The organism is Streptomyces sp. TLI_185 (assembly GCF_003814765.1).
In the GTDB taxonomy this organism is placed as follows: Bacteria; Actinomycetota; Actinomycetes; order Streptomycetales; family Streptomycetaceae; genus Streptomyces.
This window is the reverse complement of sequence record NZ_RKRB01000001.1, coordinates 5,223,108-5,236,613: the sequence shown is the minus strand read 5'-3', so window position 1 is coordinate 5,236,613 and position 13,506 is coordinate 5,223,108. Positions and strand designations below refer to the sequence as shown.

Annotated in this window: 13 protein-coding genes; 7 read left to right on the top strand and 6 right to left on the bottom strand. The window is 66.5% G+C overall.

The genetic code is table 11. The features are described 5' to 3' along the window. Positions 1-28: 28 nt before the first annotated feature. From EDD92_RS24075 to EDD92_RS24065, 3 genes are all read right to left on the bottom strand, one after another. A complete protein-coding gene (locus EDD92_RS24075; RefSeq protein ID WP_123966225.1) occupies positions 29-1,291 on the bottom strand; it encodes an MFS transporter in 1,263 nt (420 codons plus the stop codon). A gap of 86 nt (positions 1,292-1,377) precedes the next feature. After that, positions 1,378-2,460, bottom strand: coding sequence for an inositol-3-phosphate synthase (locus EDD92_RS24070; RefSeq protein ID WP_123966224.1), 1,083 nt, complete (start codon positions 2,458-2,460; stop codon positions 1,378-1,380). A gap of 44 nt (positions 2,461-2,504) precedes the next feature. After that, positions 2,505-3,188 carry a PadR family transcriptional regulator gene (locus tag EDD92_RS24065; protein ID WP_123966223.1) on the bottom strand — a complete coding sequence of 228 codons (684 nt, stop codon included), beginning with the start codon at positions 3,186-3,188 and terminating at the stop codon, positions 2,505-2,507. 353 nt (positions 3,189-3,541) lie between these two features. Here EDD92_RS24065 and EDD92_RS24060 point away from each other — a divergent pair, with 353 nt between their 5' ends. The 3 genes from EDD92_RS24060 to EDD92_RS24050 all read left to right on the top strand — a co-directional run bounded on the left by EDD92_RS24060 (position 3,542) and on the right by EDD92_RS24050 (position 8,541). Further along, positions 3,542-6,217, top strand: a complete 2,676-nt coding sequence (locus EDD92_RS24060; protein WP_123966222.1) for a transglycosylase domain-containing protein — start codon at positions 3,542-3,544, stop codon at positions 6,215-6,217. Positions 6,218-6,417: 200 nt separating this feature from the next. Next, a complete protein-coding gene (locus tag EDD92_RS24055; protein WP_123966221.1) occupies positions 6,418-6,945 on the top strand; it encodes a hypothetical protein in 528 nt (175 codons plus the stop codon). Between the two features lie 87 nt (positions 6,946-7,032). Then, positions 7,033-8,541 carry a glycosyltransferase family 87 protein gene (locus tag EDD92_RS24050; protein WP_123966220.1) on the top strand — a complete coding sequence of 503 codons (1,509 nt, stop codon included), beginning with the start codon at positions 7,033-7,035 and terminating at the stop codon, positions 8,539-8,541. A 110-nt stretch (positions 8,542-8,651) separates the two neighbouring features. Here EDD92_RS24050 and EDD92_RS24045 read toward each other — a convergent pair whose 3' ends face one another. The 3 genes from EDD92_RS24045 to EDD92_RS24035 form a co-directional block, all read right to left on the bottom strand. Continuing rightward, the gene (locus tag EDD92_RS24045; protein WP_030938869.1) at positions 8,652-9,683 is read right to left on the bottom strand and encodes an alanine racemase; all 1,032 of its coding nucleotides are present in this window, start codon (positions 9,681-9,683) and stop codon (positions 8,652-8,654) included. Between the two features lie 101 nt (positions 9,684-9,784). Continuing rightward, positions 9,785-10,906: a peptidoglycan bridge formation glycyltransferase FemX gene (femX, locus tag EDD92_RS24040; RefSeq protein ID WP_099930055.1), complete on the bottom strand. Its 1,122-nt coding sequence runs from the start codon at positions 10,904-10,906 to the stop codon at positions 9,785-9,787. Between the two features lie 179 nt (positions 10,907-11,085). Beyond that, positions 11,086-11,400, bottom strand: coding sequence for a hypothetical protein (locus EDD92_RS24035; RefSeq protein ID WP_123966219.1), 315 nt, complete (start codon positions 11,398-11,400; stop codon positions 11,086-11,088). 286 nt (positions 11,401-11,686) lie between these two features. On the opposite strand from EDD92_RS24035, the gene rpsF reads away from it, so the two are divergent. The 4 genes from rpsF (at position 11,687) to rplI (ending at position 13,406) form a co-directional block, all read left to right on the top strand. Further along, a complete protein-coding gene (rpsF, locus tag EDD92_RS24030; RefSeq protein WP_005482942.1) occupies positions 11,687-11,977 on the top strand; it encodes a 30S ribosomal protein S6 in 291 nt (96 codons plus the stop codon). A 75-nt stretch (positions 11,978-12,052) separates the two neighbouring features. Next, positions 12,053-12,646, top strand: coding sequence for a single-stranded DNA-binding protein (locus EDD92_RS24025; protein WP_123966218.1), 594 nt, complete (start codon positions 12,053-12,055; stop codon positions 12,644-12,646). A gap of 58 nt (positions 12,647-12,704) precedes the next feature. After that, positions 12,705-12,941, top strand: coding sequence for a 30S ribosomal protein S18 (gene rpsR / locus EDD92_RS24020; protein WP_003949403.1), 237 nt, complete (start codon positions 12,705-12,707; stop codon positions 12,939-12,941). An 18-nt stretch (positions 12,942-12,959) separates the two neighbouring features. After that, positions 12,960-13,406, top strand: a complete 447-nt coding sequence (gene rplI / locus EDD92_RS24015) for a 50S ribosomal protein L9 (protein ID WP_030938854.1) — start codon at positions 12,960-12,962, stop codon at positions 13,404-13,406. Positions 13,407-13,506: the final 100 nt, after the last annotated feature.

The following is a 13,506-nucleotide window of genomic DNA, read 5'->3' as shown; positions in this document are numbered from 1 at the left end:
GAGGGACTCTGTGGCCTTGGTGTGACACTTACCGGCGCTCAAAGCGGGCCATAGCGCCAGCAACTACTGCGTAGACAACGGCAACTGTGATCACCAGCGGCACGGAACGGCCGTCCGGCGGCAGCATCAGTGCGGCCACCGCCGCGGCGCCGACGAAGGCGGTGTTGAACAGGACGTCGTAGACGGAGAAGATCCGGCCCCGGAAGCCGTCGTCCACGGAAGACTGCACGACTGTGTCTGTCGCGATCTTCGCGCCCTGGGTAGTGAGGCCGAGGACGAACGTCGCGACCAGCATCGGAGCGGTGGCGAACGGAAGTCCGAGGGCAGGTTCCAGGACGGCGGCCCCCGCTGCGCACACCACGATCCAGCGGCCCGGTCCGAGGCGTCCCGCGGCCCACGGCGTCACCACGGCTGCCGCGAAGAAGCCTGCGGCGGAAGTCCCCAACGCCAGCCCCAGCAGCCGCAGTCCGTCGTCCGCGGTCGAGGAGAAGGTGTACCGGCACAGCATCAACAGCATGACCAGCAGCGCGCCGTAGCAGAACCTCATCAGGGTCATCGTGACGAGAGCCCAGGCGGCCTCCCGGCGTGGCGGCGCCGCAAGGTGTCGTACACCCGCCGTCAGGTCGCGGGCCGTGCCGATGAGTGCCTTGGCCAGCCTCGGCTGCACCAACTCGGCGTCCGGCCCGAGCAGTTCCGGGGCCAGACGCAGCGACGCGAGCGCCGCGCACAGATACAGGGAGGCGCCCAGCAGGACCACGGCGGCGTCGGAGTCCGCCACCACCAGCCGTACGACGAAGGCGAGACCGCCGCCCGCGGTCGCGGCGAGCGTACCGGCGGTCGGGGAAAGGGAGTTGGCCATCACCAGGCGCTCACCGTCGACCACGCGCGGCAGCGCGGCGGACAGGCCGGCCAGAACGAAGCGGTTGACGGCGGTGACGCAGAGCGCGGAGACGTAGAAGAGCCAGTCCGGGACGTGACTGAGGATCAGGAGGGCCGTCGCCGACGCCAGCAGGGCACGCAGCAGGTTGCCGTAGAGGAAGACCTGGCGGCGGCGCCAGCGGTCCAGGAGAACGCCTGCGAAGGGGCCCACCAGGGAGTACGGAAGCAGCAGGACCGCCATGGCGGAGGCGATCGCGGTGGCCGAAGTCTGTTTCTCCGGCGAGAAGACCACGTAGGCGGCGAGTGCGACCTGGTAGACGCCGTCGGCGCCCTGGGAGAGCAGGCGTACGGCGAGCAGACGCCGGAAGTTCGCGAAGCGCAGAAGAGTGCGCAGATCACGGACGACGGCCATGGGGCACAGCCTCACATACGGGGAGGGTCCCCGGGTGTGCAACCCGGGGACCCTCGACGCCCTGGCAGGAGCAGTTGTGTCAGCGCTTAGCGCTCGACCTCACCCTTGATGAACTTCTCGACGTTCTCGCGGGCCTCGTCGTCGAAGTACTGGACCGGCGGGGACTTCATGAAGTAGCTCGAAGCCGACAGGATCGGGCCGCCGATGCCCCGGTCCTTGGCGATCTTCGCGGCGCGCAGGGCGTCGATGATGACACCCGCGGAGTTCGGGGAGTCCCAGACCTCGAGCTTGTACTCCAGGTTCAGCGGGACGTCACCGAAGGCGCGGCCCTCGAGGCGGACGTACGCCCACTTGCGGTCGTCGAGCCAGGCCACGTAGTCGGACGGGCCGATGTGGACGTTGTCGGCGCCGAGGTCGCGGTCGCGGATCTGGGAGGTGACGGCCTGCGTCTTGGAGATCTTCTTGGACTCCAGGCGCTCGCGCTCGAGCATGTTCTTGAAGTCCATGTTGCCGCCGACGTTCAGCTGCATCGTGCGGTCCAGGACGACGCCCCGGTCCTCGAACAGCTTCGCCATGACGCGGTGCGTGATGGTGGCGCCGACCTGCGACTTGATGTCGTCACCGACGATCGGGACGCCCGCCTCGGTGAACTTGTCCGCCCACTCCTTGGTGCCGGCGATGAAGACCGGCAGGGCGTTGACGAAGGCGACCTTGGCGTCGATGGCGCACTGGGCGTAGAACTTCGCCGCGTCCTCGGAGCCGACGGGCAGGTAGCAGACGAGCACGTCGACCTGCTTGTCCTTGAGGACCTGGACGACGTCGACGGGGTCGGCGTCGGACTCCTCGATGGTCTCGCGGTAGTACTTGCCGAGGCCGTCGAGGGTGTGGCCGCGCTGGACGGTCACGCCGGTGTTCGGCACGTCGCAGATCTTGATGGTGTTGTTCTCGGAGGCGCCGATGGCGTCCGCGAGGTCGAGGCCGACCTTCTTCGCGTCGACGTCGAAGGCGGCGACGAACTCGACGTCACGGACGTGGTAGTCGCCGAACTGGACGTGCATCAGGCCGGGGACCTTGGACGCCGGGTCGGCGTCCTTGTAGTACTCGACTCCCTGAACCAGCGACGCGGCGCAGTTGCCCACACCGACGATGGCTACGCGAACCGAACCCATTCCGGTTGCTCCCTGTGTGTACGAGTGAGGCCCTGACTGGACTCTCACGTGGCGGTGTCGTCGGGCGTATCCGTCCCGGGGGTGTCCCCGGGACGGGGCAGGACGCCCGGCGCTCCAGATGTGTTGTTCTGCTGAGCGGACCCCCCGGAGGTGGGACCCTTCAGGTCCCGTCCGGCCCGCTCGCTCTCGATGAGCTCGTTCAGCCAGCGCACTTCGCGCTCCACGGACTCCATCCCGTGGCGCTGGAGCTCAAGCGTGTAGTCGTCGAGGCGCTCCCGGGTGCGCGCCAGGGAGGCGCGCATCTTCTCCAGACGCTCCTCCAGCCGGCTGCGGCGGCCCTCCAGTACGCGCATGCGTACGTCGCGCGACGTCTGCCCGAAGAAGGCGAAGCGGGCGGCGAAGTGCTCGTCCTCGTACGCGTCGGGGCCCGTCTGCGAGAGCAGCTCCTCGAAGTGCTCCTTACCTTCCGCCGTCAACCGGTAGACGATCTTGGCGCGACGCCCTGCGAGTGGTGCAGCGAGGGCGTCCTCGGGGGTGTGTCCCGGCTCTTCGATCAACCAGCCGTTGGCGACCAGCGTCTTGAGGCAGGGATAGAGCGTTCCGTAGCTGAACGCACGGAACACCCCCAGAGACGTATTGAGTCGTTTCCGCAGCTCATAGCCGTGCATCGGGGACTCGCGGAGCAGGCCGAGTACGGCGAACTCAAGGATCCCGGAACGCCGGCTCATCCGCTCGCCTCCTCGTCCTTATCTCGCACCGATGTATCGACTCGATACATCATGACGATAGAACGGCCTTCCGGATGCGACAAGTGGGGAGACGGTGAACGGGATCACATCACTTATTCATCAGAGGCAAGTTGCCTGATTTGGGGTGAAGTCTGGGGCCCAGTGGGTTTTGGCGGTGCGTAGTCTGTGCGGCATGCAAACCACCGGGAGCCGAGTGACACCAGGGGGTGTCATGGCTCCCGGCGCAGTACGGGTGAATGCGGGATCGACCACATCCGTACTTCGGGGGGACCGGAAACCAGCCGCCGTTTCCAGGCGCGCAAGGGTGCGCCTGCCCGAGGAGTAGTCGTTCGATGAGCGAGCACCGTCGCAAACCGCCGCAGCCGCAGGGAGGCGGACGTGCCGCGGCCCGACGCGGCCAGTCCGGCTCGTCCTCCGGCCGCCGCGCGGCACCGCGAGGCGCAACCGGGTCCCCGGCCGATTACGGACTGGGCCAGGGGTCGACTGACGAGGAGCGGTCGTACGGCGGCCGCGCCGAAGCCCGCCGCGCGGCACAGAGAACTGGAGGCGGCCGCCGCAGAGCGGCCGAGCCCGGCCGCGGAGGTCGACGCGGCGCGCCCGGCGGTCCCGGCGGGCCCGCGCGGGGCAGAGGGCGAGCACCCGCTCCCGGCAGGAAACGCCTGATCGACTATCCGCGTGCGGGCAAGTACGGCGCGGCGCGCTGGGTGCCGTCGTGGAAGCTGGTGACAGGCCTGTTCATCGGCTTCATCGGAAGCCTGGTGGCCGTGGCGGGCATCGGGTACGCCATGGTGAGCGTTCCGAACGTCGCCGACACCGCGAAGGCGCAGAACAACGTCTTCTACTGGTCCGACAAGACCGAGATGGTCGCCACGGGAGGTGAGACGAACCGCCAGATCGTCAACCTCTCGCAGATCCCCAAGGCGATGCAGTACGCCGTCGTCTCGCAGGAGAACAAGACCTTCTACACCGACAGCGGCATCGACCCGAAGGGCATCGCCCGCGCCGTGTTCAACATGGCCCGGGGCGGCGAGACGCAGGGTGGCTCCACCATCACCCAGCAGTACGTGAAGAACGCGCGGCTGGGCGACCAGTCGCAGACGATCACGCGTAAGTTCAAGGAGATCTTCATCTCGATAAAGGTGGGCGCCACGGTCTCGAAGGACAAGATCATGGCCGGCTACCTGAACTCCGCGTACTACGGGCGCAACGCCTACGGCATCCAGGCAGCCGCCCGCGCGTACTTCAACAAGGACTCCGTCGAACTGAACCCGGGCGAGTGTGCGTTCCTGGCGGCGATGCTCAAGGGCGCCACGTACTACGACCCGGCGGGCTCCACCTCCATCGACCCGGCGGCCACCCCGGAGGCCAACAGCAAGCGTGCGCTGCGCCAGATGCAGAACACCCTCGACAAGATGGTCGAGTACCACCGCCTGGACGCGGCGACCCGAGCCAAGTACACCAGGCTCCCCAACGTGAAGAACCCGCGGTCGAACACTCAGCTTGCCGGCCAGGTCGGCTACCTCGTGGACCTGGCCAAGGCGTATCTGATCAACAACACGAACATCAGCGCTGACGACCTGCAGCAGGGCGGTTACTCGATCTACACGACCTTCGACAAGAAGAAGGTCAAGGAGCTCGAGGCCTCGGTCAAGAACGTCCAGAAGGCCAACATCAAGCCCAAGCAACGCCCCAACACGGACACACACGTCCAGTTCGGCGGCGCTTCCGTGGATCCGACGACCGGTGCCATCAAGGCCATCTACGGCGGTGAGGACGCGACCAAGCACTTCACCAACAACGCCGACGTCACCGGCGCCCAGGTCGGTTCGACGTTCAAGCCGTTCGTGCTGGCGGCGGCGATGAAGTGGGGTGTGAGGGACAAGAGTCTCGGCCCGGAGCAGGCGCAGGACGAGCGCACCCAGGTTTCCCCGAAGAGCCTGTACAGCGGTAAGAACAAGCTCAAGATCCTGGACTACGACAAGACGGTCTGGAAGAACGAGAAGCAACAGGAGTGGCTGCAGACCAACGACGGCAACGAGTCGTACGGCAGTCCGCCCAAGTACCAGATCGACCTGCGTGAGGCGATGCGGGAGTCGGTGAACTCCGCCTATGTGCAGCTCGGCATGGACGTCGGGCTGGACAAGGTGAAGGAGGCGGCCATGGATGCCGGCCTCAAGGCGAACAGTCTCACCGGTACCAGCTACCCGTCCTTCTCGATCGGTATTTCCGACCCGAGCGCGATCCGTATGGCCGGCGCTTACGCCACTTTCGCGGCCAGCGGTGAGAGGCGCGATCCTTATTCGGTGGAGAAAGTCACGAGCGAGAAGGGGGTGGATTATGAGCACAAGGACGCTGCGAAGGAAGTATTCACCCCAAAGGTCGCCGATAACGTCACAGACGTTCTCAAGACCGTTGTCGACAAGGGCACCGGCACCGCTGCCCAGCTGACGGGCCGTGATGTGGCTGGTAAGACGGGTACCACCGACGGCAACAAGTCCGCCTGGTTCGTGGGCTACACCCCGCAGCTGTCCACGTCGATCACGATGTTCCGGTACGACGACGACGAGGCCAAGAAGAATCGCACCTTCCTGGAGATGTACGGAACAGGCGGCCAGAAGAAGATTCACGGCGCCTCGTTCCCGGCTCAGATCTGGCACGACTACATGGAAGAGGCGCTGAAGGGTCAGCCGGTCAAGGACTTCCCGACCCCGGAACCCATCGGTGAGGTCGTCAACGACGTGCCGAGCGCGACTCCCACTCCGACGGTCAGCGACACTCAGCAAGCCAGCCCGAGCGCGAGCCCGACACCCAGCGAGACGTTGACGAGTCCGTCGCCTTCGGCGAGCGAGTCCTGCAAGTTCAGCTGGCAGTGCACGGACACCGGCGGTACCGACACCGGCGGCACGGACGGGGGTGTGACCTCGTCACCGACGGCCACGGACACGTCCGGGACCGGCAACACCAGAGGCAATGGCAACGGAGGCCTCTTCGGAGGGGCGACCGGGTAGTTATTGTTGGTTTTCTTCGAATGGAGCCGGTCGCCCCATCATCAGGGCTGCGACCGGTTCCATTCTTAATTGAGCATGATGGGCTGCTGTACGTCGAAAACGGACGAAATGATCCCGATTGCGGCACCGAAAACCATTTTCTGGTGATCGATTTCTGTGCTATGGTTCGGGCCGACCGAATCGGGGTGGAGTAAATCTCAATGTCTCACTCATTCAAGAAAATAGGCGTCACGGTCCTCGCGGGTGCCACGTTCATGACCGGTCTCGCATTCGCGGGTGCACCGCAGGCCGCAGCTGCAGATACGTGCAGCGCCTATCAATCCAACGAGTTCGACACTCCTGGGTACAACGTCGACGTGAAGATCAGGTTTTGCATAAGGAAGAGCGGAGGCGTGCACCTGGCGTATGCGGAGGGCACGTGGGGGGACGGTGGCGGCGCCGTAGCCAATTTCGAGCAGTTTGACATCCACGTTCGTGTCGAGCGCAACGATGTCGTGAAGCACGAGACCACGTGCAGTTTGTCGGGCGACCTCAACCTGTATGACTCGGGTTCCTTCGACGAAAACGGAACCTCGCACAGCGGAAGCCTCCACTGCGGGTTCATGTCATCCACGACGGCGAGCGGGACCGGTGGATGGAGCGCGGACGGCAGCGTCCGCTACAACATCAACAACAATGGTGACGGCGCACACACCTGGGATCTCGGCGGATCGCCGACCATCGGTTGACGGCTGCTTCCGTCACGAGGGCCGCCTCACCTGCCAGGTGCGGCGGCCCTCGGCGTATTCCCAGACACGTACGGCAGGATGTGCGGCATGGCCAGCGCAGAATCGACGCAAGCGAGCGAGCACGAGCAGGACCCGGTGCGGCCGACCAAGGAGGACGAGGTCGCCGCGTCCGGCAGCGAGCTGATCGGCGGCCCCCTCGGGCGGCGCGCCCTGCTCGGGACGTCCTGGTGGACTCCGGTGCGGGTCGTCGCGCTCGTGGCGATCGGCATGTTCGCCCTCGGACTGATCCAGAAGGCGCCGTGCTACAACGGCGCCTGGTTCTTCGGCGCCAGCTCGCAGTACACGAAGGCGTGCTACTCGGACATTCCGCATCTCTATCAGGGGCGCGGTTTCGCCGACGGGCTTGTGCCGTACTTCGACAAGCTGCCCGGCGACATGCCGTACCTCGAGTACCCCGTGCTGACCGGGGTCTTCATGGAGGTCGCCTCCTGGCTCACGCCGGGCAGCGGCAGTATCCAGGACCAGGAGCAGTGGTACTGGATGGTCAACGCCGGGATGCTGATGGTGTGCGCGGCCGTCATCGCGGTCTGCGTGGCCCGTACGCACGCCCGGCGCCCCTGGGACGGTCTGCTGGTCGCTCTGGCGCCCGCTTTCGCGCTGACCGCCACCATCAACTGGGACCTGCTCGCGGTCGCTCTGACGGCCGCGGCGATGCTGATGTGGTCCCGGAGCCGCTCACTCGCGTTCGGTGTCCTCCTGGGGCTTGCCACGGCGGCCAAGCTCTATCCCGTGTTCCTGCTGGGCCCCCTGCTCCTGCTGTGCTGGCGTGCGGGAAAGTGGCGGGACTTCGGAAAGGCCGTGGCGGGAACAGTCGTCGCCTGGTTCGCCGTGAACCTGCCGGTGATGCTCCTCGCCTGGGACGGCTGGTCGCAGTTCTACAAGTTCAGCCATGACCGGGGTGTGGACTTCGGGTCGTTCTGGCTGATCATGGCTCAGAACTCGACCGACCCGCTCAGCACCGACACCGTGAACAATCTGGCCCTGGCCCTGGTGGTGCTGTGTTTCGTGGGTCTTGCCGTGCTCACCATGACCGCTCCGCGTCGCCCGCGCTTCGCGCAGCTCGCTTTCCTGATCGTCGCGGCGTTCATCCTCACCAACAAGGTCTACTCCCCGCAGTACGTCCTGTGGCTGGTCCCTCTCGCTGTGCTGGCCCGGCCGAAGTGGCGGGACTTCCTGATCTGGCAGGCGTGCGAGGTCGCGTACTTCCTGGGCATCTGGCTGTATCTCGCGTACACGACCAGCGGGGACGCTCACAAGGGGCTGCCGCAGGACGGCTACCACTGGGCCATCGGCGTGCACCTGCTGGGGACGCTCTACCTGTGCGGCGTCATCGTGCGCGACATCCTCATGCCGGAGCGGGACCCGGTGCGCCGGGCCGGTGACGACGACCCGTCAGGGGGTGTGCTCGACGGTGCGGAGGACGCATTCGCCCTTGGCGCTGCGGCCCATCCGCCGCGGCACGCGGCCCACTTCGACGGGCCGCAGGTGGAGTGGGGCGGCCGCGGAGCAGCATCTTCCACGGACGGTTCGCTCTGAGCGAACAGGTATCGGTGACGTAGGCGACCCAGAGAGCCGGTCCCAGTCGATACGCGAAAGGCCGTACACGGAGCTCCGTGTACGGCCTTTGGGTTGGCTGACGGCCTTGCTCAGCGGTCGACGATGCGGTCGAACTGCGTGGTGGTGTGCCGCAGATGGGCCACCAGCTCCTCGCCGACCTTCGGTTCCGGTGCGTCGGCCGGCACGAACAGGATGGAGACCTGCATGTGCGGCGGCTCCGCGAACCAGCGCTGCTTGCCGCCCCAGACGAACGGAGAAAGGTTCCGGTTCACCGTGGCGAGGCCGGCCCGGGCGACGCCCTTGGCGCGCGGCATCACGCCGTGCAGCGCCTTCGGGGCCTCCAGGCCCACCCCGTGCGACGTGCCGCCCGCCACGACCACCAGGAAGCCGTCGGAGGCGGCCTTCTGCTGGCGGTAGCCGAAACGGTCCCCCTTGGCGACCCGCGTGACGTCCAGGACCGCGCCACGGTACTCGGTGGCCTCGTGGTCCCCCAGCCACAGCCGGGTGCCGATGCGGGCGCGGAAGCGAGTCTGCGGGAACTGCTGCTGCAGCCGGTGGAGTTCGTCGGCCTTGAGATGGCTGACAAACATCGTGTGCAGGGGCAGGCGGGCGGCACGCAGGTGGTCCATCCAGCCGATGACCTCCTCGACGGCGTCCGAGCCGTCCGTGCGGTCCAGCGGCAGGTGGATGGCGAAGCCCTCGAGGCGGACGTTCTCAATGGCGGCGTGCAGCTGCGGCAGGTCCTGCGCGCTGATGCCGTGCCGCTTCATCGAGGACATCACCTCGATGACCACGCGGGCCCCTACGAGGCCGTAAACGCCGTCCACCGACGACACCGAGCGGATGACCCGGTCGGGCAGCGGGACGGGCTCCTCGCCGCGCCGGTACGGCGTCAGCACCAGCAGGTCACCGCCGAAGAAGTCCTTGATGCGTGCGGCCTCGTAGGTCGTGCCGACGGCGAGGACGTCCGAGCCCAACCGCGTGGCCTCCTCCGCCAGCCGCTCGTGCCCGAAGCCGTAGCCGTTGCCCTTGCAGACCGGGACGAGCCCCGGGAACTGCTCCTGCACGTGCTTGTGGTGCGCCCGCCAGCGCGCGGTGTCGACGTAGAGCGTGAGCGCCATGGCCGGACCTGGAACCTTTCTCGTGGCTGCGGTGTATCAGAGGTATGGAAGCGAACGAAGCAGTCGGACTTGTCGAAGCGAACGGCCGGGGCCGCCGGGGCTCAGCGGCGCGACATGTAGATGTCGAGCGCCTTGTGGAGCAGCTTGTTGAGCGGGAAGTCCCACTCACCGAGGTACTCGGCAGCCTGGCCGCCCGTGCCCACCTTGAACTGGATCAGGCCGAAGAGGTGGTCGGTCTCGTCCAGGGAGTCGGAGATGCCGCGCAGGTCGTAGACGGTCGCGCCGAGTGCGTATGCGTCGCGCAGCATCCGCCACTGCATCGCGTTCGAGGGCCGGACCTCACGGCCGATGTTGTCGGAGGCGCCGTAGGAGTACCAGACGTGCCCGCCGACGATCAGCATCGTCGCCGCCGACAGATTCACGCCGTTGTGCCGGGCGAAGTACAGCCGCATGCGGTTGGGGTCCTCGGTGTTGAGAGCCGTCCACATGCGCTGGAAGTACGAGAGCGGGCGCGGCCGGAAATGGTCACGCACAGCCGTGATCTCGTACAGTCTCTGCCATTCCTCAAGGTCCTGGTAACCGCCTTGGACGACCTCGACGCCGGCCTTCTCGGCCTTCTTGATGTTGCGGCGCCACAGCTGGTTGAAGTTCTTGTGGACTTCCTCGAGGGAGCGGTTCGCCAGCGGCACCTGGAAGACATAACGGGGCTGTACGTCGCCGAAGCCGGCCCCGCCGTCCTCGCCCTGCTGCCAGCCCATACGGCGCAGCTTGTCGGCGACCTCGAAGGCCCGCGGCTCGATGAAGTCGGCCTCGATGTCACGCAGCCGCTTCACGTCCGGGTTCTGGATGCCCTGCTTGATGGAGCCCGCCTCCCAACGCCGGATGATCACCGGCGGGCCCATCTTCACGGAGAAGGCACCCTGCTGCTTGAGGTGCGCGAGCATCGGTTCCAGCCACTCGGTCAGATTCGGCGCGAACCAGTTGATGACCGGGCCTTCGGGCAGATAGGCCAAGTAGCGCTTGATCTTGGGCAGTTGGCGGTAGAGGACGAGGCCCGCACCGACCATCTCGCCGGTGCGCTCGTCGAACCAGCCGAGGCTCTCGGAGCGCCACTCCGCCTTGACATCGGCCCAGGCCGGAACCTGCATGTGGCTCGCCGAGGGCAGGCTCTGGATGTACGCCAGATGCTGCTCGCGGCTGATCGTCCTCAGGGTCAGGCTCATTCGGGGCGCTCCTCGGGCTGGTGTGTCCCCATGGGTACAGGGGCTCCGGCTCTCGCGCCGAAGCCTACTGCGCCTTGCGAGCGCCCCGACTGGGCGTACGGAACCCGCACCCCGGCTTGTTGGTCGCCGCGGCGTTCAGTGCTGCTTTGTCTGGGGTTGGAGAGCCGGTGTCCCTGGCTTCAGCCGATGACCCCACCGAAGAGACCGCCGTGCGCCATGCCGAGGAAGAAGCCGACCGCCGAGGCCCCAAGACCCAGGATGAGTCCGAAGCGCTCGCGGGTCGTCTCCGAGATCCACTGGCCGTACGCGCCGGTGACGATCCCCACCAGGCCGGCCCAGGAACTGAGCAGGTGCAGGTTGTGGAAGAAGCCCGTCACGAACGCCGTCACTCCGACAACCAGGGTCACCGCGAGCAGCGTGTCCTGGATGGGGTGGGGCTTTCCGTCCGTGGCGAAAAGGCCTCCGACGGTGTTGGGTCGCAATGCCTGTGCCATGGGGCACCTCCTGCGGAAGACGGCGCATCGTAGCGCCATGCACACCCGATGTGTACAGATTGACGGTCCTCGCGGCCGGATTTCAACCGGAAGCGGGTGTGCAGGTAGTCTGTAGCGTCTGCACCGGTGTCTGCCCAGGCAGAGCCAGGGAACCGTCCAGGCCAGACGGGGGATGTCGCTCGCCGACCCCCGATTGTCAGTGGCGGCCGATACCGTTGCGTACGCATCACGACCCTCCTGCCACGGAACGACCGTGGCCGCTGAGTCCAAAGGAGGTGGGTTCCACATGCGTCACTACGAGGTGATGGTCATCCTCGACCCCGATCTGGAGGAGCGCGCTGTCGCCCCCCTGATCGAGAACTTCCTCTCCGTCGTCCGTGAGGGCAACGGCAAGGTCGAGAAGGTCGACACCTGGGGCCGTCGTCGTCTCTCGTACGAGATCAAGAAGAAGCCCGAGGGCATCTACTCGGTCATCGACCTGCAGGCCGAGCCTGCGGTCGTCAAGGAGCTCGACCGCCAGATGAACCTGAACGAGTCGGTCCTCCGGACCAAGGTCCTCCGCCCCGAGACCCACTGAGCTCCGCTCAGTTGAACTCGGGATTTCGAGTAGCAGCACAAGCAGCCAGCAGCAAACCCGCCGAGAGGTTCCCCCATGGCAGGCGAGACCGTCATCACGGTCGTCGGCAATCTTGTCGATGACCCCGAGCTGCGCTTCACCCCGTCCGGTGCGGCGGTCGCGAAGTTCCGTGTCGCGTCCACCCCCCGCACCTTCGACCGTCAGACGAACGAGTGGAAGGACGGCGAAAGCCTCTTCCTGACCTGCTCGGTCTGGCGTCAGGCGGCGGAGAACGTCGCTGAGTCGCTCCAGCGAGGCATGCGCGTCATCGTGCAGGGCCGGCTGAAGCAGCGGTCCTACGAGGACCGCGAGGGCGTCAAGCGCACGGTCTACGAACTGGACGTCGAAGAAGTCGGCGCCAGCCTGCGCAACGCCACGGCCAAGGTCACCAAGACCGCCGGCCGCGGTGGGCAGGGTCAGGGCGGTTACAGCGGCGGTGGCGGCCAAGGTGGCGGCGGCTGGGGCGGAAGCTCCGGTGGCGGCCAGCAGGGCGGCGGTGCTCCTGCCGACGACCCGTGGGCGACCGGCGCTCCTGCTGCCGGTGGCAACCAGGGCGGCGGTGGCGGCGGCTGGGGTGGAAACTCCGGCGGCGGCGGTGGCGGCGGCTACTCGGACGAACCCCCCTTCTAGCCCTTTGGGCCGGAGGGCGGGTCGTACCCAAACTTCTTGATCACACAGGAGAAACACCATGGCGAAGCCGCCTGTGCGCAAGCCTAAGAAGAAGGTCTGCGCTTTCTGCAAGGACAAGGTCACGTACGTGGACTACAAGGACACGAACATGCTGCGGAAGTTCATTTCCGACCGCGGCAAGATCCGTGCCCGCCGCGTGACCGGCAACTGCACGCAGCACCAGCGTGACGTCGCCACGGCCGTCAAGAACAGCCGTGAGATGGCGCTGCTGCCCTACACCTCCACCGCGCGATAAGGGAAGGGTGACCGAAACATGAAGATCATCCTCACCCACGAGGTCTCCGGCCTCGGTGCCGCGGGCGACGTCGTCGACGTCAAGGACGGTTACGCTCGCAACTACCTGATCCCGCGGAAGTTCGCTATCCGTTGGACCAAGGGTGGCGAGAAGGACGTCGAGCAGATCCGTCGTGCTCGCAAGATCCACGAGATCCAGACCATCGAGCAGGCCAACCAGGTGAAGGCCCAGCTCGAGGGCGTCAAGGTCCGTCTGGCCGTCCGCTCCGGCGACGCCGGTCGTCTCTTCGGCTCCGTCACCCCGGCTGACATCGCCTCGGCGATCAAGGCCTCCGGTGGCCCCGAGGTCGACAAGCGCCGCATCGAGCTGGGCGCGCCGATCAAGACGCTGGGCGCTCACGAGACGTCGGTGCGTCTGCACCCCGAGGTTGCCGCCAAGGTCAACATCGAGGTTGTCGCGGCCTGATCGCCGCGCTCGGCTTGAACAGCTGAGGGAAGGGGCGGCACCCCTGTAGGGTGCCGCCCCTTCTTCGTGCTCCGGTTCCGTGTGGGACCGTGCATGTTTC